23 protein-coding genes are annotated in these 26,051 nt (G+C 67.6%); 14 read left to right on the top strand and 9 right to left on the bottom strand.

Annotation, left to right across the window (positions count from 1 at the left end):
• The first annotated feature begins 17 nt into the window (after positions 1-17).
• The 8 genes from OHA10_RS15040 (at position 18) to OHA10_RS15005 (ending at position 8,056) form a co-directional block, all read left to right on the top strand.
• Positions 18-218 carry a hypothetical protein gene (locus OHA10_RS15040; protein WP_371406814.1) on the top strand — a complete coding sequence of 67 codons (201 nt, stop codon included), beginning with the start codon at positions 18-20 and terminating at the stop codon, positions 216-218.
• A gap of 37 nt (positions 219-255) precedes the next feature.
• Positions 256-1,266, top strand: a complete 1,011-nt coding sequence (locus OHA10_RS15035; protein WP_371406813.1) for a LacI family DNA-binding transcriptional regulator — start codon at positions 256-258, stop codon at positions 1,264-1,266.
• Between the two features lie 93 nt (positions 1,267-1,359).
• Entirely contained in the window at positions 1,360-2,646 is a 1,287-nt protein-coding gene (locus tag OHA10_RS15030; RefSeq protein WP_371406812.1) for an extracellular solute-binding protein, read from the top strand.
• A gap of 13 nt (positions 2,647-2,659) precedes the next feature.
• On the top strand, positions 2,660-3,541 hold the full coding sequence (locus OHA10_RS15025) for a carbohydrate ABC transporter permease (protein ID WP_371406811.1): 882 nt from the start codon (positions 2,660-2,662) through the stop codon (positions 3,539-3,541).
• Positions 3,538-4,437 (top strand): carbohydrate ABC transporter permease, encoded by a 900-nt coding sequence (locus tag OHA10_RS15020; protein WP_371406810.1) that lies wholly within the window; start codon positions 3,538-3,540, stop codon positions 4,435-4,437. The genes OHA10_RS15025 and OHA10_RS15020 overlap by 4 nt, the downstream gene beginning before the upstream one ends.
• A gap of 24 nt (positions 4,438-4,461) precedes the next feature.
• Positions 4,462-5,964 carry an alpha-N-arabinofuranosidase gene (locus tag OHA10_RS15015; protein WP_371406809.1) on the top strand — a complete coding sequence of 501 codons (1,503 nt, stop codon included), beginning with the start codon at positions 4,462-4,464 and terminating at the stop codon, positions 5,962-5,964.
• A 54-nt stretch (positions 5,965-6,018) separates the two neighbouring features.
• Positions 6,019-7,455 (top strand): Si-specific NAD(P)(+) transhydrogenase, encoded by a 1,437-nt coding sequence (gene sthA / locus OHA10_RS15010; RefSeq protein WP_371406808.1) that lies wholly within the window; start codon positions 6,019-6,021, stop codon positions 7,453-7,455.
• On the top strand, positions 7,439-8,056 hold the full coding sequence (locus OHA10_RS15005) for a TMEM175 family protein (protein ID WP_371406807.1): 618 nt from the start codon (positions 7,439-7,441) through the stop codon (positions 8,054-8,056). The genes sthA and OHA10_RS15005 overlap by 17 nt, the downstream gene beginning before the upstream one ends.
• Here the strand turns inward: OHA10_RS15005 and OHA10_RS15000 are convergent.
• Together OHA10_RS15000 and OHA10_RS14995 are read right to left on the bottom strand one after the other, a co-directional pair.
• The gene (locus OHA10_RS15000) at positions 8,040-8,492 is read right to left on the bottom strand and encodes a GNAT family N-acetyltransferase (protein ID WP_371406806.1); all 453 of its coding nucleotides are present in this window, start codon (positions 8,490-8,492) and stop codon (positions 8,040-8,042) included. The genes OHA10_RS15005 and OHA10_RS15000 overlap by 17 nt on opposite strands.
• Before the next feature lie 10 nt (positions 8,493-8,502).
• The gene (locus OHA10_RS14995; protein WP_371406805.1) at positions 8,503-9,210 is read right to left on the bottom strand and encodes a siderophore-interacting protein; all 708 of its coding nucleotides are present in this window, start codon (positions 9,208-9,210) and stop codon (positions 8,503-8,505) included.
• An 87-nt stretch (positions 9,211-9,297) separates the two neighbouring features.
• On the opposite strand from OHA10_RS14995, the gene OHA10_RS14990 reads away from it, so the two are divergent.
• Positions 9,298-11,880, top strand: coding sequence for a GNAT family N-acetyltransferase (locus tag OHA10_RS14990; RefSeq protein ID WP_371406804.1), 2,583 nt, complete (start codon positions 9,298-9,300; stop codon positions 11,878-11,880).
• A 33-nt stretch (positions 11,881-11,913) separates the two neighbouring features.
• On the opposite strand, the gene OHA10_RS14985 is transcribed toward OHA10_RS14990, so the two are convergent.
• A complete protein-coding gene (locus OHA10_RS14985; protein ID WP_371406803.1) occupies positions 11,914-12,108 on the bottom strand; it encodes a hypothetical protein in 195 nt (64 codons plus the stop codon).
• 148 nt (positions 12,109-12,256) lie between these two features.
• Between OHA10_RS14985 and OHA10_RS14980 the strand changes: the two genes are divergently transcribed.
• Positions 12,257-12,991 carry a Type 1 glutamine amidotransferase-like domain-containing protein gene (locus tag OHA10_RS14980; protein WP_371406802.1) on the top strand — a complete coding sequence of 245 codons (735 nt, stop codon included), beginning with the start codon at positions 12,257-12,259 and terminating at the stop codon, positions 12,989-12,991.
• Between the two features lie 7 nt (positions 12,992-12,998).
• Here the strand turns inward: OHA10_RS14980 and OHA10_RS14975 are convergent, their stop codons facing one another.
• Positions 12,999-13,847: a helix-turn-helix transcriptional regulator gene (locus OHA10_RS14975; RefSeq protein WP_371406801.1), complete on the bottom strand. Its 849-nt coding sequence runs from the start codon at positions 13,845-13,847 to the stop codon at positions 12,999-13,001.
• A gap of 275 nt (positions 13,848-14,122) precedes the next feature.
• On the opposite strand from OHA10_RS14975, the gene OHA10_RS14970 reads away from it, so the two are divergent.
• Complete coding sequence (locus OHA10_RS14970; RefSeq protein WP_371406800.1) at positions 14,123-14,905, top strand: phosphotransferase; 783 nt, start codon at positions 14,123-14,125, stop codon at positions 14,903-14,905.
• Here OHA10_RS14970 and OHA10_RS14965 read toward each other — a convergent pair.
• Positions 14,902-15,738 carry a phosphotransferase gene (locus OHA10_RS14965; RefSeq protein WP_371406799.1) on the bottom strand — a complete coding sequence of 279 codons (837 nt, stop codon included), beginning with the start codon at positions 15,736-15,738 and terminating at the stop codon, positions 14,902-14,904. The genes OHA10_RS14970 and OHA10_RS14965 overlap by 4 nt on opposite strands.
• A 205-nt stretch (positions 15,739-15,943) precedes the next feature.
• Here OHA10_RS14965 and OHA10_RS14960 point away from each other — a divergent pair, with 205 nt between their 5' ends.
• Together OHA10_RS14960 and OHA10_RS14955 are read left to right on the top strand one after the other, a co-directional pair.
• A complete protein-coding gene (locus OHA10_RS14960; protein WP_371406798.1) occupies positions 15,944-16,723 on the top strand; it encodes a class I SAM-dependent methyltransferase in 780 nt (259 codons plus the stop codon).
• A gap of 10 nt (positions 16,724-16,733) precedes the next feature.
• Entirely contained in the window at positions 16,734-17,549 is an 816-nt protein-coding gene (locus OHA10_RS14955) for a nucleotidyltransferase domain-containing protein (protein ID WP_371406797.1), read from the top strand.
• Positions 17,550-17,660: 111 nt separating this feature from the next.
• Here the strand turns inward: OHA10_RS14955 and OHA10_RS14950 are convergent, their stop codons facing one another.
• Complete coding sequence (locus OHA10_RS14950) at positions 17,661-18,476, bottom strand: SAM-dependent methyltransferase (protein ID WP_371406796.1); 816 nt, start codon at positions 18,474-18,476, stop codon at positions 17,661-17,663.
• A 166-nt stretch (positions 18,477-18,642) separates the two neighbouring features.
• On the opposite strand from OHA10_RS14950, the gene OHA10_RS14945 reads away from it, so the two are divergent.
• Entirely contained in the window at positions 18,643-19,305 is a 663-nt protein-coding gene (locus tag OHA10_RS14945; protein WP_371406795.1) for a LuxR C-terminal-related transcriptional regulator, read from the top strand.
• A 461-nt stretch (positions 19,306-19,766) separates the two neighbouring features.
• On the opposite strand, the gene treZ is transcribed toward OHA10_RS14945, so the two are convergent.
• The 3 genes from treZ to glgX are packed head-to-tail and all read right to left on the bottom strand — an operon-like array spanning position 19,767 to position 26,006.
• A complete protein-coding gene (treZ, locus tag OHA10_RS14940) occupies positions 19,767-21,494 on the bottom strand; it encodes a malto-oligosyltrehalose trehalohydrolase (protein ID WP_371406794.1) in 1,728 nt (575 codons plus the stop codon).
• 1 nt (position 21,495) lies between these two features.
• The gene (treY, locus tag OHA10_RS14935; protein ID WP_371406793.1) at positions 21,496-23,892 is read right to left on the bottom strand and encodes a malto-oligosyltrehalose synthase; all 2,397 of its coding nucleotides are present in this window, start codon (positions 23,890-23,892) and stop codon (positions 21,496-21,498) included.
• Positions 23,889-26,006 carry a glycogen debranching protein GlgX gene (gene glgX / locus OHA10_RS14930; RefSeq protein ID WP_371406792.1) on the bottom strand — a complete coding sequence of 706 codons (2,118 nt, stop codon included), beginning with the start codon at positions 26,004-26,006 and terminating at the stop codon, positions 23,889-23,891. The genes treY and glgX overlap by 4 nt, the downstream gene beginning before the upstream one ends.
• Positions 26,007-26,051: the final 45 nt, after the last annotated feature.

The following is a 26,051-nucleotide window of genomic DNA, read 5'->3' as shown; positions in this document are numbered from 1 at the left end:
TTGCCAGGGAGGGTGCGATGAGTTTCGACAGGCCTGGGCTGCCACATCCCGGTCGCGAGCTGGACCCTGCGGTCGAGGACACGCTGCGTGAAGAGGGTCTCGAGCTGAACGACGACGACGAGCCGGACATCGCGGACCACCCCGGCGGCCGGTCGGCCGGCCCGCAGCCGAACCCGCCACGCCGTCCCCCGCACGACGAGGCAGCCACGGAGGAGTGAACTCTGCACTACCGTGGCTGCCCATGAGGGACATGCCATGGCGGTGACGATGCGCGACGTCGCGCGCGAGGCCGGCGTGTCTCCGAAGACGGTCTCGAACGTGATGAACGGGTATCCGTACATCCGCGCCGAGACCCGGACCAAGGTCCTCGCGGCGATCGATGCCCTCGGCTACCGGATGAACATCTCCGCCCGGAACCTGAAGTCCGGCCGGACCGGCGTGATCGGTCTGGCCGTGCCGGAGCTGAGCAATCCGTACTTCGCGGAGCTCGCCGACGCGGCGATCGCGGCCGCCGGCGAGCACGGCCTGACGGTGATGATCGAGACCACCGGGGCCGACCGCGGACGGGAACTGACCGCACTGGCCCGGCCGCGCGGGCATCTGGTCGACGGCCTGCTGTACAGCCCGCTCGGTCTCGGCCCCGAGGACGTCGATCAGCTCCGCACGCACACGCCGGTGGTGCTGCTCGGCGAGCGGATCTTCCACGGCCCGGTCGACCACGTGATGATCGACAACGTCGAGGGCACCAAGGCCGTCGTACGGCATCTGCTCGACCAGGGCCGCCGGCGGATCGCGGTGATCGGCATCCGGCCGCGCGAAGGCGTCGGCACCGCGGCCATCCGGTACGGCGCGTACGCCGAGACACTCGCGGAGTACGGCGTTCCCGTGCCGGAGGAGCTCGCCGTCTCGGGCGGGAAGTGGCACCGGTCGAGCGGGGCGGACGCGATGGCGGAGCTGCTCGGGACGGGCCAGCGGTTCGACGCCGTCTTCGCCTTGAACGACACCTTGGCGCTCGGCGCGATCCGGGCCCTCGCCGCGTGTGGCGTGCGGATCCCGGACGACGTGGCGGTGGCCGGCTTCGACAACATCGACGAGGCCAGCTACAGCAGCCCGACCCTGACCACGGTCGATCCGAATCGGATCCACATCGCCCGCACCGCGGTCGAGCTCCTCGTCCAGCGGATGGCCGGCGACGTCTCCGAGCACCACGAGATCGTCGCCCCCTACGAACTCCACACCAGGGAATCCACCCTCGGTCCGAGCTGAAGCCTTGACGGTCCCGAAGCGCTCGGGCATCCTCTCTACACCGATGTAGTACATCGGTGTAGGAATCGTGCTCCACTCCGCCCTGGAGGACCGATGCCCCCTGTCCCACCCTCCCGACCGGGGCGTCGAGCAGTTCTTGGTGGTCTGCTCGGCGCTCTCACCCTGACCGGCTGCGGGGCGCTCAGCTCCAAGCCGCGAGTCCGCGAATGGAACCTGTTCGGCGGCGGGGACGGCGCCCGCCTGCTGCAGATCCATCAGCAGTACGTCGCCGAACACCCCGGCGTCGCGTTCCAGGCACACACGCTGGCCTGGGGTCCGCCGTTCTACACCAAGCTCGCGATGTCCGCGGCCGGTGGCCGCGCGCCCGAGGTCGCGACCATGCACATGTCCCGGCTGAAGGGATTCAGCCCGACGACGATGCTCGACCCGATCCCGGTCGAACTCCTGGCCGCCGCAGGCGTCCAGCAGTCCGACTTCCTGCCGGCGACCTGGGACCGCTGCGTCATCGACGGCCGGCTGTACGCCGTTCCGCTGGACCAGCACCCGTTCGTCCTCTACTACAACCTCGAGATCTGCAAGAAGGCCGGTCTGCTCGGGCCGGACAACAAGATCAAGCCGGTCAAAGGCGTGACCCCGTTCCTCGACATGCTGCGGGCGGTCAAGGAGACCACCGGCAAGTACGCCGTTTCCGTCGACACCACCAGCCCGTGGCGGCTGTGGTGGACGCTGTACGGCCAGCTCGAGGGCGAGTTCTTCAGCCCGGACGGCAAGGAACTGGTGATCGACGACGCCAAGGCGCTCGAGGCCCTGGACCTGATCGCGAAGCTCGCGAGCGAGGGACTCACGCCACGGTCGGCGAACTACGCGGCCCTGGTGGCCCAGTTCAGCAACGGCGAGGCCGGGCTGAGCTTCAACGGTGAGTGGGAGGTCACGACGTACCAGACCGCGAAGCTGCCGTTCAGCATGGCGCCGTTCCCGGTCGTGTACGACGTGCCGAAGTTCCAGGGCGATTCGCACACCTTCGTGCTGCCGCACCAGGCCCGCCGCAACGCCGACGACACGAAGGCGACGATCGAGTACATCGCCTGGATGCTCAAGCACAGCGTCGAATGGGCGGCCGGCGGCCACATCCCGGCGTACCAGCCGGTCGTGCAGAGCCAGGAGTACCTGGATCTCAAGCCGCAGGCGGAGTACCGCAGCGTCGCTCCGAACGTGTTCTACGACCCCGACGCCTGGTTCAGCGGCTCGGGAGCGCAGCTGGAGAACGAGTCCGCGGCCGCCTTCAGCGGGATCGCGACCGGACAGGCCACGCCGAAGTCCGCGCTGGCGCAGTTCAAGGCCGCGACCCAGAAGCTCCTCGACACCCCGTCCCCGGTCTGACAGGAGAAGACTCATGGAACGACCGGATTGGAAGGAACGCTGGGCGGGCCTGTTCTTCGTGGCGCCGTTCCTGCTGCTGTTCGCACTGTTCATGCTCTGGCCGATCGTCTCCGGCCTGTGGAACAGCTTCTTCAACACGAGCCTGGCCGGCGTGAAGCACGAGTTCCTCGGCCTGCAGAACTGGCAGGACCTGTTCGGCGACCCGGCCGTCTGGTCGTCGCTGAAGAACACCCTCGTCTTCACCGCGATGAGCACCCCGCCGCTGGTGATCGTCGCGCTGGCGATGGCCCTGCTCGCCAACCGCAAGGGTCTGCTCGGCTGGCTCCTGCGCTTCTCGTACTTCGCTCCGTTCGTGCTGCCCGCCACCGTGGTGACGCTGATCTGGGTGTGGATCTACCAGCCCGGCTTCGGCCTGGTGAACGGGCTGCTGACGGCCGGCGGGTTCGCCGAGATCGACTGGCTGAACACCGAGAACCGGGCCATGCTCGCGGTGGTGATCACGACCGTCTGGTGGACGGTCGGGTTCAACTTCCTGCTCTATCTCGCTGCCCTGCAAGGCATTCCGGCGCAGATCTACGAGGCGGCCGCGATCGACGGGGCCGGCGGACGTCAGCAGCTGTTCCGGATCACGTTGCCGTTGCTGCGGCGGACCACCGGGCTGATCGTCGTACTGCAACTGGTCGCGTCGCTGAAGATCTTCGACCAGATCTATCTGATGACCGACGGCGGCCCGAACTACGCGACCCGGCCGATCATCCAGTACATCTACGAGACCGGCTTCACCAGTTACCGGATCGGCTACGCGTCGGCGATCTCGTACCTGTTCTTCGCGATCATCGTGATCGTCGCGCTGGCCCAGTTCAAACTGTTCTCCGGCCGGGAGGAGACGGCATGACGACCACGACGATGCCGACCGCACGGCGGTCGGCCGAGCCCACGACCGGGCCTGCCGGCGGCGGTCCGTCGAAACCGCGCTGGACCTTCGCCGGAACCGCGAGCGCCGTCGGCGCGGTGATCCTGGCGGTCGTCTGGCTCGTTCCGTTGCTCTGGGCCCTCGACACCTCGCTGAAGCCCGAGCCGGAGACCACTCGCACCCCGATCACCTGGTTCCCCCAGGCGCCGACCACGGACGCCTATCGCAGCGTGATCGACCAGGGCGATCTGATCCGCTGGTTCCTGAACAGCACGATCGTCTCGATCCTCGTGACCGTCCTGACGCTGTTCGTGTCCGTCCTCGCGGCGTACGGCCTGTCCCGTACGACGTTCCCGGGCCGGCGCCTGCTGTACGGGCTGATCATCGCCGGCATCCTGGTGCCGCCGCAGGTGCTGATCGTGCCGTTGTTCCAGGAGATGACCGGACTCGGGCTGGTCGACACCTACTGGGGCATCGTGCTGCCGCAGGTGGTCGAACCGGTGATGGTGTTCGTGCTGAAGAAGTTCTTCGACGGCATCTCCCGCGACTACGAGGACGCGGCCCGGGTCGACGGCGCCTCCCGGTGGCGGATCGTCTGGAGCGTGATGGTGCCGATGTCGCGGCCGATCCTGGTTGCCGTCGGCATCTTCACGTTCATCGGGGCCTGGAACAACTTCCTCTGGCCCTTCATCGTGACCACCGACCCGTCAATGATGACGATCCCGGTCGGCCTGGCCAATGTGCAGGGCTCGTACGGCCTGCGCTACGCCCAGATCATGGCGTCCGCCGTGCTGGGCGGGCTTCCCCTGCTGATCATCTACGCCCTGTTCCAGCGCCACGTCGTCCGTGGAGTCGGAGACGCGGGGATCAAGGGCTAGACAACCTGTGACAGGAGCAACCTGGTGCCCGCTGCCAAACTGACCATCGACCCTGCGTTCACGATCGCGCCCGTGAACCGCCGTACCTTCGGGACGTTCGTCGAACACATGGGCCGGTGTGTCTACACCGGCATCTACGAACCCGGCCACGCGACCGCCGACGAGGACGGCTTCCGCAAGGACGTCCTCGAACTGACCCGTGAGCTCGGCGTCTCCGTGGTCCGCTACCCCGGCGGCAACTTCGTCTCCGGTTACCGCTGGGAGGACGGCGTCGGCCCGCGGGACGAGCGGCCCCGCCGGCTCGACCTGGCCTGGCACAGCGTCGAGACCAACGAGTTCGGGCTGGACGAGTTCAGCCGCTGGTGCGCGAAGGCCGGCCTCGAGCCGATGATGGCGCTCAACCTCGGGACGCGCGGCGTCCAGGAGGCGCTCGACCTGCTCGAGTACTCGAACCACCCGGGCGGTACGGCGTTGTCCGACCTGCGCGAGCAGCACGGCGGATCGCCGTACGGGATCAAGCTGTGGTGTCTCGGCAACGAACTCGACGGTCCGTGGCAGGTCGGCCACAAGACACCGACCGAGTACGGGCGGCTCGCGGCCGAGACCGCGCGGGTGATGCGGATGGTCGAGCCCGATCTCCAGTTGGTCGCGTGTGGTTCCTCGTCGTCCGCGATGCCGCTGTTCGGCACGTGGGAGCGTGACGTGCTGCGCGAGACGTACGACTTCGTCGACTACATCTCGTGCCACGCGTACTACAGCAACGACGACGGGGACACCGCCTCGTTCCTGGCCTCCGCGGTGAATATGGACCGCTTCATCGATGCGGTGGTTGCGACCGCGGACCATGTCGGCGCGGAGCTCAAGAGCAGCAAGAAGATCGGCATCTCGTTCGACGAGTGGAACGTCTGGTACAAGGACCGGTCCCGCCGTACCGACGGCCCGCAGGACCAGTGGGAGGTGGCGCCGCGACGGATCGAGGACGAGTACAACGCCACCGATGCCGTTGTCGTCGGCAACCTTCTGATCTCGTTGCTCCGGCACAGCGACCGGGTCGGGGTTGCGTGCCTGGCCCAGCTCGCGAACGTGATCGCCCCGATCATGACCGAGCCGGGTGGGCCGGCCTGGCGGCAGCCGACGTTCCACCCGTTCGCGATTACGTCCCGGCTGGCGGCCGGTCAGGTCCTCCGGGTCCAGACCGACTCACCGATGACCACGACAGAGAAGTACGGCGACGTTGCCGCCGTCGACGCGGTCGCGACGTACGACGAGGGCCGGGTCGCGATCTTCGCCGTCAACCGGTCGACCGACGGCCCGATCGAGGTCACGATCGACGTCAGCCGCACCGGTGTCACCACCATCGGCGAGGCGCTGATCATGCACGCCGAGGACCCCCTGGCCACGAACTCGGCCACCGACCCCGACCACGTCGTCCCGCAACAGCTCGAGGCGGTCAGCCTGGTCGACGGCCAACTGACCGTTACGCTCCCGGCCATCAGCTGGACAGCTGTTTCGCTGTCGACTGACTGACCCTGCTGTACCAGACTGGGTGCCATTAGGCGCCCAGTCTGGTGGGGAGATCCGATGTTCGACTACGACCTCGTGGTGATCGGGTCCGGCCCGGGCGGGCAGAAGGCCGCGATCGCCGGCGCGAAACTCGGCAAGCGGGTGGCAGTCGTCGAGCGGATCTCGATGCTCGGCGGCGTCTGCGTCAACACCGGCACGATTCCGTCCAAGACACTGCGCGAGGCCGTCCTCTACCTGACCGGGATGGCGCTGCGCGACCTGTACGGCGCGAGCTACCGGGTGAAGTCCGAGATCACGATCGCCGACTTGATGGCCCGGACCCAGCATGTGGTCGGCCGCGAGGTCGAAGTGGTCCGGTCCCAACTGCTCCGCAACCACGTCGAACTGCTGCACGGTACGGCGAGCTTCGTCGACCCGAACACGGTCCAGGTGACCGGGACAGGGCGCGGCGAGACCAGCACGGTCACGGCCGAGAAGATCGTGATCGCCACTGGCACCAGGCCGGCGCGGCCGCGGCAGATCGAGTTCGACGACCGGCACGTGCTCGACTCCGACGCGATCCTGAAGCTCGAGAAGGTGCCGGGCTCGATGGTCGTGGTCGGCGCCGGAGTGATCGGGATCGAGTACGCATCGATGTTCGCCGCACTCGGGACCCGGGTGACCGTGGTCGAGAAGCGCGACCGGATGCTGGAGTTCTGCGATCCGGAGGTGGTCGAGTCGCTCAAGTTCCACCTCCGCGACCAGGCGGTCACCTTCCGGTTCGGCGAAGAGGTCGAGCGGGTCGAGGTCTCCGAACGCGGCACGGTCACCTCGCTGGCCAGCGGCAAGCGGATCCCGGCCGAGATGGTGATGTACTCCGCCGGCCGCCAGGGCGTCACCGACGCGCTCAACCTCGAGGCGGCCGGGCTCGAGGCGGACGCGCGCGGCCGGATCAAGGTCGACGAGCATTACCGGACCACGGTCGAGCACATCTACGCCGTCGGCGACGTGATCGGCTTCCCGGCACTCGCCGCGAACAGCATGGATCAGGGCCGGCTCGCGGCGTACCACGCTTTCGGTGAACCGGCCCGCGAGCTGGCGGGGCTGCAACCGATCGGCATCTACACGATCCCCGAGGTCTCGTACTGCGGTGCGACCGAGGAGGAGCTGACCCGCTCCTCGGTGCCGTACGAGGTCGGTGTCTCGCGGTACCGCGAACTGGCCCGCGGGCAGATTCTCGGCGACACGTACGGGATGCTCAAGCTGCTCGTCTCGACCGAGGACCGCACGCTGCTCGGCGTGCACGTGTTCGGCACCAACGCGACCGACCTGGTCCACATCGGCCAGGCGATCATGGGCTGCGGCGGGACCGTCGATTACCTGGTCGACACCGTCCTGAACTACCCGACACTCTCCGAGGCGTACAAGGTCGCCGCGCTCGACGTCACCAACAAGATCCGGGCCCTCGATGCCTTCAGGACGGATTACTCTGACGGGCGTGAGCAATCAGTCTGATCTTGCGGAGACCAATCGCCTGGAAGCGTTCAGCGACGGCGTCTTCGCGATCGCGATCACCCTTCTCGTGCTGGAGCTGCACAGTCCCGAGCTCGAGGAGGGCCAGCGGCTGTGGCCGGCCCTGCTGGACGAGTGGCCGCAGTTCGCGGCGTACCTGACCAGCTTCGCGATCCTCGGCATCATGTGGGTCAACCACCACTCGATGTTCCGCCAGATCCAGCGTGCCGATCGCGGGCTGATGTTCCTCAACCTGCTGCTGTTGCTGTGGACGACGTTGCTGCCGTTCCCGACCAGCCTGTTCGCCGAGCATCTCGAGGACGACTCGATCAACGCGAACGTCGCGGCCGCGGTCTACAGCGCGAACCTGACGCTGGCGGCGATCGCCTTCAGCCTGATCTGGTGGTACGTGCTGCGCCATCACCTGGTCGAGCACGAGATGACCAAGCGCGAGATGCGCCGGTCACTGCTGCGGTACTCGATGGGCACGGTGGTCTACGGGGCGACGATCGGCATCTCGTTCATCTCCGCGCAGGCGACCCTGCTGATCGTGTTCCTGCTGGCGCTGTACTACGCCTTCGAACAGGTCAGGACCCGCGACTGAACTGGGTGACGTAGATGCCGGGGGCAACTTCTACCTGGCCGGTCTCCGTGTAGCCGCGGGATTTGTAGAGGTTGACCGCCGGTGCGTTGGCCGAGCCGGTCGAGACCAGGCTGACCGGTCGCGGTTCTGCCTGGTCGAGGTGGTCGAGCAGGGCCTTGCCGTGACCGCGGCGGGCGTGTGCCGGGTCGACGATCAGGCGGGCGATCTCGATCGTGTCGTCGTCCGGGAACTCGTACGCGACGGCGCCGACCAGCGTGCTTCCGTCGTACCGGCCGAGCCAGTGTTCTGTCGACCGCATGAGTCCGGCCAGGTCTTCCTGCAGTGGCGGGATGCCGTCGAAGCCGATCAGCTCGGCCTCCACGGCGTACGCGGCGTGCTGGATCGCGAGCAGACGCTCGGCGAGCGTGCGGTCGGTCAGGTCTAGCGGCGTGATCACCTTGGGTAGGCTACGCGGCCTTCCAGTAGCCGAGGGACTTCACGCGATGCTTCGGTACGGCGAGGTCCTTCAGGATGTACGACGTCAGCGTGCGCGTGGTCGCGGTGTCGCACGCGATCCAGACGAACGAGTCGGGGCTGATCTCGTTCTTCAGCTCGGCCTTCACGTTCTCGACCATCGTCGGCCGCGGGACCTTGCGGAGCTCGTGATGTGCGGGATCGATCCGGAACGGGAGCTCGTGGTCGAGGTCGTGGGTGGTCTCGAACCAGATCGTCGCGGGCAGCTTCGGGGCGACCGCGAGCAGCGAGTTGATCGCGGGCAACGACGCCGGATCGCCGATCACCAGCATCCGCGGCGGCAGCGGGTCCGGCACCTCGAACCCGGTCCCCTGCACGGTTGCCTCGATGGTGTCGCCAGGCTCGGCCTTCCTGGACCAGTCGCTCGCGCAGCCGTCGTGCAGCGCGAACTCCAGGCTGAACGTGCCGGCCTCGACGTCCGGATCGACCAGCGTGTACGCGCGCTGGTGCGGCTTGCCGGCGTTGTCGAACCACAGCCGCACCCACATCGTCGGATGTACGCCGATCGCCCGCAGCAGACCGCCGTCGGTGAAATGCACCCGGCGGTAGCGCTCGGTGACCTGTTCGGCACCTGTCACGGTGAAGACGAAGTCCTTCCCGCGGAACAGCTTGAGCACCACGCCTTCCCAACCGTGCCCCACTACCCACCTCCGGCGACAATGCTCTTGCGGCTTTGGATGCTGATTTGTAAGTTAGCGCAGCCTAACCTAACTGAAGCGAGGCGCGTTGTGAATGCGAGAGTGTTCCGGGACACGTACGGCGTGCCACAGCTCCAGGCCGGAGACCCTCTCGCGTTGGTGTATCTGCAGGGTGTGAATGCCGCGCGGGATCGGGCCTGGCAGATCGAACTCGAGCGCCGGCGGTACCTCGGAACCAGCGCCGCGTTCCTCGGGGCGGAGGCTGCCGCGTGGGACGTGTTCGCGCGACAGGCTCGGTTGGCTGATACGGCGCAGCGGTGCTTCGAGGCGCTCGACGACGAGACGCGCGAGTGGGTCACGGCGTACGTCGAAGGTGTGAATCACGCGCTGCCGGGTGGGGCGCTGCGGGCTCCGGAGTTCGCGGAGACCGGATTGACGTTGCAGGAGTGGGAGCCGTGGGCGCCGCTCGGGATCTGGCTGGCGGTGCATGTGCTCTTCGCCGGCTTCCCGACGAAGTTGTGGCGGACTCATGTCGCGCGGCATCTCGGTGAGGACGCGTTGGATCTGTTCTCGTCCGAGGGGCCGCATGGCGCCGGGAGCAACGGGTGGCTGATCCCGGGGTCGCATACCGCGTCGGGTCAGGCGATCGTGGCGGGTGATCCGCACCGGTACGTCGAGAGCCCGGGCGTCTACCAGCAGATCCGGCTGACGTGCCCGGAGTACGACGTACTGGGTCTCGCGGTTCCGGGTATTCCTGGGCTGGCGCACTTCGGGCACACGGGTGGGGTCGCTTGGGCGATCACGAATGCGATGGCGGACTATCAGGATCTGTATGCCGAGCGGCTCCGCCGGACTCCCGGTGGTGTCGAGGCCTTGGGTCCGGACGGGTGGAAGCCGGCGGCTGCGCATGTCGAGGTGGTCGAGGTCGCCGGGGCGGATCCGATCTCCGTGGAGGTCATCGAGACCGAGCGTGGTCCGATCATCCAGGACGGCATCAGTCTGCGATACCCGCCGCGGGTCACCGGGCGGCTCGGGTTCGAGGTGATGGCTCGGTTGCTTCGGGCAACCACTGTGGCGGATGTCGACGCCGCCTTCGACGAGTGGGTCGAGCCGGTGAATGTGGTGCTCGCGGCTGACACCGCGGGTAGGCTGCTGCATCGGACGGCAGGGCTGGTGCCGCAGCGGCATGAGAGCAACCGGATGCGCGTCGTACCGGCTTGGGAGGCTTCGCATCAGTGGGACGGGTGGTACGAGCCGATGCCGCGGGCGGACGTGGACGGGCCTGCGGTGATGGCGAACGCTCGTGAGCTGGCGGCGCCGTTGGGGGTCGAGTTCGCCGCGTTGCATCGTTCGGCGCGGATCCGCGAACTGGTGAATGCCCGCACCGACTGGTCGGTCGACGACATGCCGTCGATCCACAAGGACACGTTCCTCGGGTCGGCCGGTGCCGTCCTCGACCTCCTGGTCGACCTCGACGACCTGTCCACGCAGGCCGTTGCCCTGCGCACCGAACTGCTCGACTGGGACCGCCGCATGGACGCGGCGAGCACGACGGCCTCGTCGTACGCCGCTTTGCGCAAGGCGCTGATCTCTCGGCTCACGGATCATTTCACGGTCCTGGAGAATGCCGAGGTCGGCGAGCTGTTCGCACCGTGGATGGACCCGCTGACGCACGTTTCCTACGCGCTGGAGAACCTGGTCGCGGCAGACCTCCCGGGGATCGATCTCGGCTGGTTGGCGCGGGAGGCTCTGGAGGAGGTTGCGGCTCGGAAGCCGCGACCGCCGTGGGGCGAGACGCATCAGCTCTCGCCGCTGCATGCGTTGCGCGGTCCGGTGTTCGGGCGGGACGAGGAGCCTTACGATCTGGCGCTTTCCGGCGATCATCACTGCGTCATGTCGACGTCGAGCCTGCCCGGGCTGACCGACGTCTGCATCCGTGCGTCGGCGGCGCGGTATGCGTGGGACCTGGCCGATCGTTCGTCGAGTGCGTGGGTGGTGCCGCTCGGCGCGTCCGGCGTACTCGGGGATCGGCATCATCATGACCAGCTGCCGTTGTGGCTGGGTGGCTCGTTGGCTCCGGCCGTCGGTCCGGCGAGTCGCGAGGATCGCGGCTACTCGGTTGAGGTGGACGGTTTCGGGACGGTCCGGCTCGAGGAGGCCGATCCTGGGCGCGACCTCGATCTCATCTACGAGTGGGTGACGGCCGAGCGGGCGACGTACTGGGGCATGGGCGAACTGTCGCGGGACGAGGTCGCTGCGACGTACCAGTTCCTGGATTCGGTGCCGACGCATCACGTGTACGTCGTACGGCTGGACGACGTACCGGTCGCGCTGCTGCAGACCTATGACCCGCAGGCCGATCCGGCTGGGACGGCGTACGAGATCAAGGCCGGCGATCTCGGGCTGCATCTGTTGATCGCGCCCGGTGACCCGCGGCCCGGCTTCACCGCCAACCTGCTCAAGGCCCTTGCAGAGTTCGTGTTCGTGCACCTCGGGCACCCGCGCCTTGTGGTCGAACCTGACGTCCGAAACACCCGCGCCATCGCCCGCTTCCACCGCACCGGCTTCACCCTCGGCCCCCAAGCCAAGATCCCCCAACCCGACGGCTCCACCAAAACCGCCCAATTCGCCTTCCTCACCAAACCCCAATTCATGGCTGCCCTGGGCAGGTAGCTGATCGCGTGCTGCCGCCCTGCGGACGGATGGCTAGGGCAGGTGGTGGTCGAGGCGGTGGAGGAGGGGGCCCAGGAGGGGTAGGCGGTGCAGGAAGCGGGCGCAGCCCGAGCAGACGCCCACCTCGGGGTGGGAGCCGAGGCGGACCAGGTCCTGCTCCTCGAACTGGTTGCCGCAGCACCAGCACAGCGGTGCCGACGCCTGCGACGTCTCGTCCGCGACGCTCATGTCATCATCATCTGCTGGATTCCCGGCCGACGCCACAGACAGATTTCTGGACAAATTGCTGGGCGAGGTGTCGGATCGGGGCGGGGCTGTTCGTTGCGGAGTTGAGGGGCCGCGCGCTCCGCCGTACGGACGACCGAGGAAAGGCGCCATGAAGCTTCTGTTGACTTCTGCCGGGATTCACAACGCGACGATCGAGGATGCGCTGGTCGAGCTGCTGGGGAAGCCGATCGCGGAATCCACCGCGCTCGTCATCCCGACCGCCATCTACCCGTTCCGCGGTGGGCAGTTCGGGGCGTATCGGATGATCTCCGGGAACGGTCCTTCGCGTTTCACCGACGTCGGCTGGAAGTCCGTGGGCGTCCTCGAACTCTCGGTGCTGCCGAGTATCGAAGAGGATGCGTGGGTGCCGGTCGTCCGCGAGGCCGACGCGCTGCTGTTCTGGGGTGGCGACCCGGTCTTCCTCGCCAACTGGATGCGGCGCTCCGGGCTCACCGATCTCCTGCCGACCCTGCGCCCCGAGGCCGTGTACGTCGGGGTCAGCGCCGGAGCCATCGCCGCCGCCTCCACCTTCGTCGAGACCTACACCGAGCCACCCCTGAGCACCGACGGACCGCTCGAGTCCGAGAGCGTCGTCTTCAGCACACCCGAGGGCGACATCGACAGGACCCTGGTCACCGCCCGAGGCGCCGGGCTGGTCGACTTCGCGGTCATCCCGCACTTCGAGCACCCGGACCACCTCGACGCATCGTTGCCCAACGCAAAGGAATGGGCGGCACACATCCCGGCACCGACGTACGCGATCGACGACGACTCCGCCGTCAAGGTGGTCGACGGCACCGTCGAGGTCGTCTCCGAGGGACAGTGGAAACTGTTCACTCCCTAGCGGAGCGCTACGCCTCGCTGTGTTGGGTGGCCCAACTGGAGAGGAAGCGTAGGGACTCCGCGGCCGGGCTGTCGGGTTCGGCCGTGTAGGTGATGATGACCAGGCCGTCGCCCGGCAGTTCCATGGCTTCGCCGGTGAGTTCGAGGTCGCCGACCAGGGAGTTGTGCAGCCGTTTCGCGGCGGTGCGGTGGTACTTGACGTTGTGGCGCGCCCACCGCGTGCGGAACTCGTCGCTTCTGGTCGCGAGCTCGCCGACGAGGTCGGTCAGGCTCTTGTCGTGCGGGTTGCGGCCCGCCTCTGCACGGAGGGCCGCGACCGAGTCGTCGGCGACGGTCTCCCAGTCCAGGAAGAACTCGGGCGCACGGTGGTCGAGGAACAGGAGCCTGGCAAGGTTCATCGGCAGGCGCTCGCGGTCGAGGATGCCGTCGTACAGGACGAGCGCGAGGTCGTTGACGGCGAGGATGTCGGTGCGGGCGTTCCGGACGTACGCCGGGGTGGCGAGCGCCTCGAGCAGCCGCAGTACTCCGGGGCGCACCTTGGACACGGTCGTACGGCGTGAGCCGCGCACCGGGCCGGTCGAGGCGCGGGCGAGGTCGAACAGGTGGGCGCGCTCGGCATCGTCGAGGCGTAGTGCTTTCGCCAGCGAGTCGAGGACTTGTTCCGAGACGCCGGCGAGGTTGCCGCGTTCGAGCCGGATGTAATAGTCGGCGCTGACACCGGCGAGCAGGGCGACCTCTTCGCGGCGCAGCCCAGCCACGCGGCGCTTGTCGCCGAACGTGGGCAGCCCGACTTGCTCCGGCGTCACCTTCGCCCGCCGGCTGGTGAGGAACTCCCGTACGTCGTCCTTGTGGCTCACGGATTCCACCGTACGGGCGGCCGCGATCGTGCTGGGAGGGTCTGCTGGTACCTGGTACACGGGAGACTCGCACCTGTGATCTAGAAAAGGAATCACATGGCTACTTGGTTCATCACCGGCCGTTCGATCAGGCTTGGACGGGCCTTCGCGGAGACTGTGCCTTGCCCCCTACCCGGTGAGGTGGCACTCTCTCCGAGTGCGGGAAGGGTAGAACAGCAGGCGGCGCGGAGCCGACCGAGCGGACGTTGGACTGGGCTGCTGATTCGATCGGCGGCGTGATCAGGTCGGTGCACGCGCTGCACGACGACCAGGGACCCTGGCGGCTGAGGGTCGTCGTACGTGGTCGTGAAAGACAGCTCGTACTGCGTTCGCTGACGCCACGCATCGACGCCGAGTTGATCGCCACGGGTGCGGCTGCGCTCGAGGTCGCCGAAGTACACGGGTTGCGGGCGCCGCGGCTCGTCGCGAAGGACCTCGACAGTTGCTTGCCCGCAACCCTCGAGACTGTTGCTACAGGCAACACGACCTGGCCGCGCACAGTGCCCGTCGCCCGGCTCCGTGCTGCTGGTGCCGCGCTTGCACAGGTCCACGCGATCCGGCTGGAGCCCGGCCCTCGCCTCCCGCTCCGAACACGCCCGATCGCGGTCGACGACTTCGCCAGGGACCGGCGCTTGGGCCACCTGCCGACGTCGCCACTCCTCAGACAAGCAGACGAGCTGATCCAGAGCATCTCCCGGCCGGAGGGCGAGACCGTCTTCGTCCACGGCGATGTCTGGCCAGGCAACCTGACCAGCACCTGCACCCTGATCGACTGGAAAACAGCCGGCGTCGGCAACCCCGGCGTAGACCTCGGCGAGCTCCGCAAGCAGATAGCCATCACGTACGGCGCGACAACCGCGGACATCGTGGAAGCCTGGGAGTCAGCCTCCGGCGGGCCGGCCACAGACATCCCGTACTGGGACGCAGTCGCCGCTCTCAATACCCCAACGACCCTGTACAGCCCGGAGGCCACCGCCAGGCGTGACGCCTTCCTGCGGGCAGCCCTCAGCCAGCTCTAAAGGACCCCGTCGAGTGCTTCTCGCAGCTCGTCGAGGCCGTCGAGGCCGAGCTGGCGTCCGTTGGGGAATTGGTCGGCTCGGTCCCAGCGCCAGGTGGTGATCATCGCCAGCACGAGGATGCGGCACACGTCGACCAGATCCTGATCGGCGTTCGGGTAGTGCGCGGTGACTTCCTCAGGCGCATGCGCGAGGTCGAATTCGATCGGCCCGCGGCAGCACGTCTCGAGATCGATGAACAGCGGGCCCAGCTTCGTGTTCAGCAGATTGCCCGGGTGCGGTTCGCCATGCAGCAGCTGCTCGGCGCCGCCGCGCTCGCCGATCGTACGGCGCAGGTATCGCAAGGCGTTGCCCAGAAGCTCCCGGCCCTCGTCTGAGAGCTCCGGCGTACTCTCGCGGTTTGCCACGAGCTCCTGGGCCTCCGCGATCCGATCCGTGTAGCGCGGCGATGGGATGTCGATCTTCCGCATCCCCGCATGCAGCCGCTCGAGCGCGTCGGCGTACTCGACCGGTGCGATCACGTCGGGCGCCACGGATTCGTAGTACGTCCACAGCGTGACGACGAAGCCGTCACGCTCATAGATCCGCGGCTCCACGCGAGGTTCCAGCGCAGCCATCGGACTACCGAATTCGACCAGCTGCTGAGCGATGTCGATCTCGAACTGCGCGTTCTGCTCGTGGACGGGCGCGACCCGAGCCATCACATCACAAGGCAGCAGACGAAGCGCCAACTTGTTCGAGTTGTGGAGAACGACCGCCTCCTCAACCACCAAACCGCAGGACGAGGCGATCCACTTCGCCGCATCCGTAGCCCGCGCACCCTCAGATGCCTCCACAGTTCTCCTTCGATCAGTCGTTGGGTTCGAGATACTCCAGAACCGCGCGACCATCGCGGTATCCCAGTAGTCAAAGGTCACGTTCAAGATCGCGCTACGCACAGATCTCCTCGCCGAGTGCCCGCGGGCCTTCCGAACATCATGAACTCTCACGACCGACAACGCCTGTGGTTTATCGCCGGGATCGGCGCGTTACCGTATGGACGTGAGCGTTGATCCGGTAGCGCACAACCGCGCGGCGTGGGACCTGCAGGTCGAGAGCGGCAACGAGTGGTCGCGCCCGGTCAGTCCGGAGACCATCGCGCGGGCACGTACGGGTGACTGGTCCGTCGTGCTGATCGGGTACAAGCCGGTCGACCGGGCGTGGTTCCCCGCCGACCTGTCCGGGGTCGACATTCTCGGCCTGGCCTCGGGCGGTGGGCAGCAAGGCCCGACGCTCGCCGCAGCCGGCGCGCGGGTCACGGTCTTCGACAACTCGCCGCGTCAGCTCGCCCAGGATCAGTTGGTCGCGGAGCGCGAGGGTCTGGAGCTGCGGACGGTACTGGGCGACATGCGCGACCTGTCGGAGTTCGGCGACGCGTCTTTCGACCTCGTCTTCAACCCGGTCTCGAACCTGTTCGTGCCCGAGCTCGCACCCGTATGGCGCGAGTGCTTCCGCGTGCTGCGGCCGGGCGGCACGCTGCTGTGCGGCTTCCTCAACCCTGACGTGTACCTGTTCGACAACGAGGCGATGGATACCCGCGGCGAGCTGGTGGTCCGCCATCGTCTGCCGTACAGCGACCTGACGCACGTCCCCGCCGAGGAACGGGAGCGGCTGTGGGGAGCCGATGCGCCGCTGGAGTACAGCCACACGATGGCGGACCAGATCGGCGGGCAGCTAGCCGCCGGCTTTGTCATCACCGCGTTCGACGAGGCCCCACACCATGCCGACGCCACAGCCGGCTGGCTCCCCGGCTACTACGCCACCCGCGCCCTCAAACCCTGAGAGGCGCATCATGGACGTCAGCAGTACGACGGACTCGGGCCAGCAGGCGCTGATCGAACGAGCTGAACACGTGCTCAGCCAGGACGACCGGGTGCTTGGCGTGTGGCTGGTCGGAAGCTTCGGCCGGGGGACGAACGATCAGTTCAGCGATGTCGATCTGTGGGTCGTCGTCGCTGCGGACGATGCCGACAGCTTCTGCGACGACTGGCCGAAGCTCTCGGACGAGATCTCCCCGACGGTGTTCCGGCGAGCGCTCGGCCCGCGGGTCTTCAACCACATCACGCCGGACTGGCTTCGCTTCGACGTCTCGGTTGGTACGCCGGACGCGATCGGCAGCCGCACCCGGTCGACCGCGAAGCCGCTGTACGACCCGCATGGTCTGAGCGCTGATCTCGCAGCTCCGCGCCCACCGAAACAGCCAGACCCGGCGCGCGTCGAATCGATCACCGTGGAGTTCCTGCGGGTACTCGGGCTACTGCCGGTCGCCATCGGGCGCGAGGAGTTCGCGGTCGGCGTATCGGGCGTCGGCCTACTGCGGCAGATGCTGATCGACCTGATGCTCGAAGACGTCGCCGTCGAGGACCGAGGCGGCGTGCTACACCTCGACAGCCTGCTCTCCGCCGACCGACAAGAAATCCTCGCCAGCCTCCCACCCCTCCAGGCCACCCGAGAATCAGTGATCAACGCCAACGTCGCCTGCGCCACCGCCTTCCTCCCCCTGGCCCGCACCCTCCACGCGCGATGCGCCCTCTCTTGGCCCGAACCCCTAGAAACCGCAGCCCGCCACCACCTATCCACAACCCTGTCCATCGACCTCCCCACCTAGCCCCACGACAGCGCGCAACCCCGGCGATGGGTCGGAGGGTGGGTGGCTCGGCGTGTAGCACGGCGACGAAGGAGTCGCGCGTAGCACCGCGAGGGCGGACCTCAGTAGTAGTCAGTTCTTGCGGGCGAGAACCGCGGCGATCAGGCGTTGGTAGTCGTTGGGGTCTTCGGGGGCATCGTCGTTGCGCCACTCGGAGGCCGGGACCAGGCCGGGCTCCAGCACCGTGAAGCCATCGCCGAAGAGGGCGAGGATCTGGTCGTCGGTGCGCCAGCGACCGCGGCCCAGCGAACCCTGGAGGAGGGCTTCGAGTTCTTGGCTGCGGGGGTCGTTCTCGCTGCGGAAGTGGCTGATGAAGACGTGGCTGCCGGAGGCGATGTGGTCGCGCCAGAAGCGGACGATGGCGGCCGGGTCCTCGTCGTCGTTCACGTGGTGGAGGGTGGCGCTGAAGATCACGCCGACCGGCAGGCTGAAATCGATCAGCCGCACGGTGTCGGGGTGCTCGATGATCGCCTTCGGCTCGCGCAGGTCGGCCTGGATGACGGTGGTGTTGTCGTTCTCCGCGAGCAGCGCGCGCCCGTGGGCGAGCACGATCGGGTCGTTGTCGACGTACACGACCTTCGCGTCCGGTGCGTACCGCTGGGCGATCTGGTGCACGTTGTCGGCCGTCGGCAGGCCGCTGCCGAGGTCGATGAACTGCCGGACCGGCGTGTTCGTGACGATCTCCTGGACCGCCCGGATCAGTGCGCCGCGGTTGTCGTACGCGATCATCCGCGAGCCGGGCAGTTCGTTGATGAACTTGTCCCCGAACGCGCGGTCCACCGCGAAGTTGTCCTTGCCCCCGAGCAAGTAGTCGTACGTCCGGGCGATGCTCGGCTTGCTGGTGTCGAACGGGTACGCCGAGCCCACCTGCTCGTCTGCGTCAGCCATCGCGCAGAGTCCTTCCTCTCGAGACAGATGTCACTCTATGCGACGCGGAAACCACACCGCTCCGGACCCCGGCCTGTCACGTCCGAACGACGCCGTACCACCAGCTCCGCACGGCCGGTCCGGCGATGTCATCGATATGTCATCGCCCACCGCCATCGTGGGTCCCATGAATGGTCAGCTCTCTCTGGTACCAGTCCCCGGCGTTCAGAAACCCGCGTCCGGCGGGCTCGCCGAGCTGCTCGCCTCCGCCCAGAACGAGGTGGTCACGATGAGCACCCTCGCCCCGGCCACGCCGGGTCTCGGGCCGCGCGAGGTCAAGCGCGGCGTCCGCTACCGGGCGATCCACCCCGACCGCGCTCGCACGACGCCCGCCGTCGGCCGGCGCCTCGGCGCGCTGTCGCTGGCCGGGGTCGCGGTCCGGACGATCCCGCGCGTGCCGATGGACATGATCGTCCTCGACGGCTCGGTGGCCGTACTGCCGGCCGACGCCAGCAGCGGCGGCGTCGCAGTACTGCGGCTGACCAGCGTGGTCGTCACGGCGCTGGAGCTGTTCGAGCGGCTCTGGCCGGAGGCCGTACCGCTGGCCGACTCGGAGCTGCCGGACAGGGCAGACCTGTCCCTGCGCGAGCAGGAGATGCTCCGGCTGCTGGCTCTGGGCGCGACCGACGAGCTGGTCGCGGCACACCTCGATATCTCGGTCCGGACGACGCGGCGGATCGTGGCCCGGGTCATGAACCGCCTCGGCGCGCGCAGCCGCTTCCAGGCCGGCGTCAAGGCCGCGGACCGCGGCTGGCTACCGGCCGACGACGGCCTGACCGCCACCGGTTGACAGGCACGCCGAAACGGCCGTCGGGCCTCGCGGACGACGGCCGCTCGTAGGCTGTTCAGACAGCTGAAACGGTGACCTGGTCTGGCGGGCCCTGCCACCGGTTGTCGTCAGTTCAGTGTGCTTTTCGGAACTTCGTGGTCGCGGCCGGACGCGCGCCGCTCGTGGGTCGTGTCGTGCACCGCGTGGTCAGCAGCACGTGGGGCCGGGCACACAGGGCCGCGACGGATCGGTCCGCCGCCCAGCCTCCGGCTCTTCCACTGCTTTTCTTCGTAATCGTAGTAAGTGTCTACTCCTCCGACAGTCATCCGGTCCTCCCTCAAACCCCCCGTCCCCTGCTGGCCCATCCACAGTCGGTCACGACGACCCCGGCAGACAAGCAATTCCGGAAATCACCATCGATCAACACGCTCGAACGCCCGCTTGTGTTGGTTTGCCCCACAAATGTGCAGCGTTGGAAAGTCTCAGACGGAGACGATCGCGACCCCGTGACCGGGCAACCACAGTCCGCCGTCGGTCAGCTCGGCCCCGCCGAACGACATCACCAGGTACTGCGGGGACGCGTCGACCGGCACGATCGCGGCGTCGGCGGCCAGGTTCGCGACCACTCGCAGGCTGCCGCGCGTCACCACCAGCCAGGCTCCGGCCGGGTCGAACGAGATCCCGACGGACTCCAGCCGGTCATCGCGAAGCTCCGGCATCCGCGCCCGGAACGTGAGCAGGTGCCGGTACCACGTCAGTACCTCGTGATGCGGCGACTCGTCCGGCTCCGACCAGTCGAGCACCGAGCTGCGCCAGGTCTGCGGATCCTGCGGGTCCGGAATCTCGTCGGCGTCCCAGCCGAACTCCGCGAACTCGCGCCGCCGCCCGGTCCGGACCGCCTCTGCCAGCTCCGGCTCGCCGAAGTCGGTGAAGAACCGCCACGGCGTCGAGGCGCCCCACTCCTCACCCATGAACAGCATCGGCGTGTACGGCGACGTCAGTACCAGCGCGGCGCCGATGGCGAGCTGCCCCGGTGTCAGCGCCGGCCGGTCACCGAGCGCCCGGTTGCCGATCTGGTCGTGGTTGGACGTGTAAACGAGGAACTGACCGCCGTGTTCCTTCCGCGGATCGACCGGACGACCCCAGACCTTGCCGCGAAACGTCGAGTACGTCCCGTCGTGCATGAACACCCGCGTCAGCGTCTTCGCGAACACAGCCGGGTCGCCGAAGTCCACGTAGTACCCGAACCGCTCACCGGTCAGCAGCGAGTGCAGCGCGTGGTGGAAGTCGTCGCTCCACTGTGCGGTCATGCCCATCCCACCGGTGGACACCGGCTCGACGGTGCGCGGATCGTTGAGGTCGGACTCGGCCACCAGACCCAGCGGCCGCCCTAGTTCACGAGAGAGCTCTGCCGTCTCCTCCGACAGCTGCTGCAGCAGATGCGTCGGGCTGTCGTCGACCAGCGCGTGTACGGCGTCCAGCCGTAGCGCGTCGACGTGGAAGTCGCGGAACCAGCGCAGTGCGTTGTCGCAGATCCACCGGCGTACTTCGGAGCTGCCCGTGTCGTCGAGGTTGACCGCTGGGCCCCACGGCGTGGAGTGGCGGTCGGTGAAGTACGGACCGAAGCTGGCGAGGTAGTTCCCGCTCGGACCGAGGTGGTTGTAGACGACGTCGAGACAGACAGCCAGTCCGGCCTCATGACACCGGTCGACGAACCGCTGCAGTGCCTCCGGTCCGCCATAGGGCTCGTGGACGGCGTAGAGATCCACACCGTCGTACCCCCAGCCTTGTACGCCGGGAAACGCCGCGACCGGGAGCAGCGAGACCACCTCGATGCCCAGCACAGCCAGGTAGTCCAGGTGTTCGGCGGCTGCGTCCAGCGTGCCGTCTGCGGTGAAGGTGCCCAGATGCAGCTCGTAGAACACGGAACCGCGGACGTCCCGCCCGGTCCAGTTGTCGTCGCTCCACTCGAACCGGTCCGGCTCGAAGACCCGGCTGAACCCGTGTACGCCGTCCGGCTGCCACGGGCTGCGTGGATCGGGCATCGGGTCGCTGCCGTCGACGGAGTACGCGTAGTCGGTGCCATGGTGTGCCTCGACGACGTGTCGTTCCCACCAGCCGTCCGGTGCGAAGCGCATCGGCAGGACACCGTCGCGCAGTACCAGGTCGACGTTGGTTGCCTCAGGCACCCAGACACGGAAGGTGTGCATGTCAGCTCCTGACCAGCAGGGCGACTGGCAGATCCGTCAGCAGGTCTTCGATCCTGGCAGCACCGCTACCGACCTCGCGACCGGTCAACACGTTCTTCCACTGCCCGCTCGGCAGTACTACCGCGCTGTCGCCCCAGCCACCGAGGCGCTGCAGTGCCGCGGGCAGTCTTGTCGCCACGGTGATCACCGCGTCGCCACGGGCGAAGGCGACTGCATGTCCGTTCGACGTCGGGAGCGGCGTGTAGCTGCCGGCAAAGGCCTCCGGGTACTGACGCCGGATGCGGAGTCCGCGGGACGTGATCAGCAGCTTCTCGTCGGACAGGTCCTCCGGCTTGCCCCCACTGTCCAGGTGCTGCAACCGCTCGATGCGCCGCTCGTAGTCCACCGGCCGCCGGTTGTCCGGGTCGACCAAGGACAGGTCCACCAACTCGGTGCCCTGATAGACATCCGGTACGCCGGGCATCGTGAGCTGCACCAGCTTCTGGCCCAGAGTCGCTGCCCTGATGTAGCCGGCTTGATCGTCGGCAAAGCGGCGTACTGAGTCGAGGACGCCGTCGTCATGCAGGACTGCGGTGACGAAGGTAGCGACCGTCTGCTCGTACTCCTCGTCCGGTGACGTCCAGGACGTACTGCGCTTCGCCTCACGGATCGCTTTGAGCAGATAGGCCTGCATCCGATCCTCGGCGAGCGGTCCGTCGTCCCAAGTACCGAAGAGGGTCTGCCAGAACAGGTACTCCGTACTGCCGTCCAGCAACGGATTGCGGTGATCTTCCGACAGTCGACGCCATTCGCGGACCGCCTCGGACCACGCCGCGGGCTGCTCGGACAGGACGCCGAGTCGCGCCCGCACGTCCTCGGAGCGCTTGGTGTCGTGAGTCGACAGCGTCGTCATCGTCTTGGGCCAGTGCGTGTTCAGCTGGGTCGCGTACGCGTGGAACTCCTCCGGCGTGACGCCGAAGTGCTCCGGGTCTCCACCGACCTCGTTCAGCGACGTCAACCGGAACCACCGGTAGAACGCGGTGTCCTCAACGCCCTTCGCCATCACCGGACCGCACGTCTGCTGGAACCGCACGATCAGCTCGGCCCGCGCCCGCTCGTCGATCGTGCTGGTCTCCCGACCGAGCAGCAGATGCAGTACGACGTCCAGCGTGGCCTGCCTGTCCTCGTCGAGGTTCGCCCGCGCCTTCTCGGCCGCCCGCTCCAGCGCGGCCACGGCTGTCGGCGACGGCTCCTCCCCTGGTACGACGTACGCGCGGTAGACGTCGAACTGGACGAGCAGCTCGGCCACGACCTCGTGGAACGCACGCCTGGTGTGATCACGCAGCCGTACGTCGTCCTGGCAGATGCGGGCCAGCAACTCGACCAGGCGATGCACTTCGGCGTACTGCCCGTGCTGGACGATCTCTCGCTTCGCCTCCTCCACGACCGGTCCGAAGTCGGCTGGAGCACCGGTGAGCTCGGAGTGCAGGGCTGCGAGCGGTGCAGCGCCGGACGGGTCGACGAACAACCCTCCGACCCGCAGCAGAGCGTCGTACCCGGTTGTGCCGGCGCAGGGCCAGTCGCTGGGGAGCTCCTCGTCGCCCTCGAGGATCTTCTCCACTACAACCCAGGCGCCGCCGGTCCGCTCGGCCAGTCGGCGCAGATAGCCGCGTGGGTCGGCCAGACCGTCCGGGTGGTCGATGCGGAAGCCGTTCAGCTTGCCTTCGTTCAGCAACGCCAGCAGGAGCTGGTGTGTCGCGTCGAAGACCTCCTGTGTTTCCTGCCGAATCGCAGCGAGCGTGTCGACGTCGAAGAAGCGCCGGTAGTTCAGCTCCTCGTCAGCGACCCGCCAGTGCGCGAGGCGGTACCACTGCTCCGTCACCAGTGCGGCGAGCGGCAGGTCCTCGGTCCCCGGCCGGAGCGGGTACTCGTGCTCGTAGTACCGCAGTACGCCGTCCTCCACCGACAGCTCGCCGTCGGCCAGCACCTTGCCGATCCGCTGACCCAGCACCGCCATCAGCAGCGGCTGGTTCCCCGAACCCCAGTCGACGTCGAACCACTCCGCGTACTGCGAACCCGGCCCGAGCCGCAGTACCGACCAGAGCGCCTTGTTCAAGCTGGCTGGTGTCGGCACCGCGACATGGTTCGGTACGACGTCCGCGATCGCCCCCATGCGGCTCTCGGCCAACCGGGCCGACAGCCGCTCGAACGCGGGCTGTCCGCCCATCGGCTCGGACAGCCGGCTGTGATCCACCACGTCGTATCCGTGGGTGGAACCGGGAGCGGCCTGGAGGATCGGGGACAGGTACGCGTGGGAGATCCCGAGGCTCTCCAGGTACGGAACTACCGCGGCGGCTGCGTCGAAGCCGAACTCCGCGCGGAGCTGGAACCGGTAGGTGGCCTGCGGGACCCCCCTCATCCGGCGGCCTGCCTCGGGCGGGTGAGTACGAGCGTGCTGTGCGCCTCCAACTGGATCGTGTTGCCGGCGACCAGTGGCTCGTCACTCGCTCCCCCGGTGGCGCTCGTCGTGTCCACCGCGACCGTCCAGCTCTCGCCGTACTCCTCTGGCGGCAGGAGGAAGTCCACCGGCTCGTAGTTGCTGTTCATCAGCACCAGGAACGAGTCGTCGACCACCGGCTCCCCGCGTGGGTCCGGCTCGGAGATCGCATCGCCGTTCAGGAACACCGCGATCGCGCGAGCGTCGTTCTGCTGCCAGTCGCCGTTCTGCATCTCGGTGCCCTTGGGGGTGAACCAGACCAGGTCACCGAGGCCGTCGACGCCGGTGTCGCCGTGGAAGAACCGGCGGCGGCGCAGCACCGGGTGGTTGTTGCGCAGCCGCACCACGGAGCGCGTGAACTCCAGCAGGTGCTTCTGCGGCTCGGTCAGCTCCCAGTCGACCCACGAGAGCTCGTTGTCCTGGCAGTACACGTTGTTGTTGCCCTGCTGCGTCCGGCCCAGCTCGTCGCCGTGGGCGATCATCGGCACGCCCTGGGAGATCAGCAGTGTGGTGAGGAAGTTGCGCTGCTGGTTGGCCCGCAGCCGCAGTACTTCGGGGTCGTCGGTCGGGCCCTCGACGCCGCAGTTCCAGGAGCGGTTGTGGCTCTCGCCGTCCTTGCCGCCCTCGCCGTTCGCCTCGTTGTGCTTCTCGTTGTACGAAACCAGGTCGCGGAGCGTGAAGCCGTCGTGGGCGGTGACGAAGTTGATGCTCGCCAGCGGCCGGCGGCTGTCGTCCTGGTACAGGTCCGACGAGCCGGTGAGCCGGGAGGCGAACTCCGCCAGCGTGTACTGCTCCCCACGCCAGAAGTCCCGCACGGTGTCGCGGAACTTCCCGTTCCACTCGGTCCACAACGGCGGGAAGTTGCCCACCTGGTAGCCGCCGTCGCCGACGTCCCATGGCTCGGCGATCAGCTTCACCTGACTGACCACCGGGTCCTGCTGGACCAGGTCGAAGAACGCCGACAGCCGGTCGACCTCGTGGAACTGACGGGCCAGTGTGGCCGCGAGGTCGAAGCGGAAGCCGTCGACATGCATCTCGGTGACCCAGTAGCGCAGCGAGTCCATGATCAGCTGCAGCACGTGCGGGTGCCGCATCAGCAGGCTGTTGCCGGTGCCGGTGGTGTCGTAGTAGTGCCGCTTGTCCTCGTCGACCAGCCGGTAGTACGCCTCGTTGTCGATGCCCTTGAACGACAGGGTCGGACCGAACTCGTTTCCCTCGGCGGTGTGGTTGTAGACCACGTCGAGGATGACCTCGATATCCGCCTCGTGCAGCGCCTTCACCATCGCCTTGAACTCGGTCACCTGCTGCCCGCGGGTGCCGGTCGACGAGTAGGCGTTGTTCGGCGCGAAGAAGCCGATCGTGTTGTAGCCCCAGTAGTTCGACAGGCCGAGCTCCTGCAGGTGGCCGTCCTGGGCGAACTGGTGCACCGGCATCAGCTCGATCGCCGATACCCCCAGCTCCTTGAGGTGCTCGATCGTTGCCGGGTGCCCGATACCGGCGTACGTGCCGCGGATGTTCTCCGGCAGCCCCGGGTGCGTCTTGGTGAGGCCCTTGACGTGCGCCTCGTAGATGACCGTCTCGTGGTACGCGTGGCCCGGCGGGCGGTCGTTGCTCCAGTCGAAGAACGGGTTGGTGACCACCGAGAGCATGGTGTGCTCGCGGTTGTCCATCGTGTTCAGCTCGTCCGGCTTGGCGAACCGGTAGCTGAACAGCGACTCGTCCCCGTCGATCTGTCCGTCGATCGCCTTCGCGTACGGATCCAGCAGCAGCTTGGACGGGTTGCACCGGTGGCCCTCGGCCGGGTTGTACGGGCCGTGCACGCGGAAGCCGTACCGCTGCCCCGGCTGCACCCCCGGCAGGTACGCGTGGTGCACGAAACCGTCCACCTCGGTCAGCTGGACCAACTGCTCGGTCCCGTCGTCACCGATCAGGGCCAGATCCACTCGTTCGGCAACCTCCGAGAACAGCGCGAAGTTCGTCCCGGCGCCGTCGTACGTGGCTCCGAGAGGGTAAGGACGACCAGGCCATTTCTGCACCTGACGACAGTAGCCACCTCTGCCCTCGGAGACCTCATCGGTGCG

The organism is Kribbella sp. NBC_00662 (genome assembly GCF_041430295.1).
In the GTDB taxonomy this organism is placed as follows: domain Bacteria; phylum Actinomycetota; class Actinomycetes; order Propionibacteriales; family Kribbellaceae; genus Kribbella.
The sequence above is the reverse complement of the archived record's forward strand: the minus strand, read 5'-3'. Positions and strand labels throughout refer to the sequence as shown.

Coding starts and splice junctions, on each gene's coding strand:
- OHA10_RS15040 (WP_371406814.1), top strand. CDS start 18: ATGAGTTTCGACAGGCCTGGGCTGCCACATCCCGGTCGCGAGCTGGAC.
- OHA10_RS15035 (WP_371406813.1), top strand. CDS start 256: ATGGCGGTGACGATGCGCGACGTCGCGCGCGAGGCCGGCGTGTCTCCG.
- OHA10_RS15030 (WP_371406812.1), top strand. CDS start 1,360: ATGCCCCCTGTCCCACCCTCCCGACCGGGGCGTCGAGCAGTTCTTGGT.
- OHA10_RS15025 (WP_371406811.1), top strand. CDS start 2,660: ATGGAACGACCGGATTGGAAGGAACGCTGGGCGGGCCTGTTCTTCGTG.
- OHA10_RS15020 (WP_371406810.1), top strand. CDS start 3,538: ATGACGACCACGACGATGCCGACCGCACGGCGGTCGGCCGAGCCCACG.
- sthA (WP_371406808.1), top strand. CDS start 6,019: ATGTTCGACTACGACCTCGTGGTGATCGGGTCCGGCCCGGGCGGGCAG.
- OHA10_RS14985 (WP_371406803.1), bottom strand. CDS start 12,108: ATGAGCGTCGCGGACGAGACGTCGCAGGCGTCGGCACCGCTGTGCTGG.
- OHA10_RS14980 (WP_371406802.1), top strand. CDS start 12,257: ATGAAGCTTCTGTTGACTTCTGCCGGGATTCACAACGCGACGATCGAG.
- OHA10_RS14955 (WP_371406797.1), top strand. CDS start 16,734: ATGGACGTCAGCAGTACGACGGACTCGGGCCAGCAGGCGCTGATCGAA.
- OHA10_RS14950 (WP_371406796.1), bottom strand. CDS start 18,476: ATGGCTGACGCAGACGAGCAGGTGGGCTCGGCGTACCCGTTCGACACC.
- OHA10_RS14945 (WP_371406795.1), top strand. CDS start 18,643: ATGAATGGTCAGCTCTCTCTGGTACCAGTCCCCGGCGTTCAGAAACCC.
- treZ (WP_371406794.1), bottom strand. CDS start 21,494: ATGCACACCTTCCGTGTCTGGGTGCCTGAGGCAACCAACGTCGACCTG.
- treY (WP_371406793.1), bottom strand. CDS start 23,892: ATGAGGGGGGTCCCGCAGGCCACCTACCGGTTCCAGCTCCGCGCGGAG.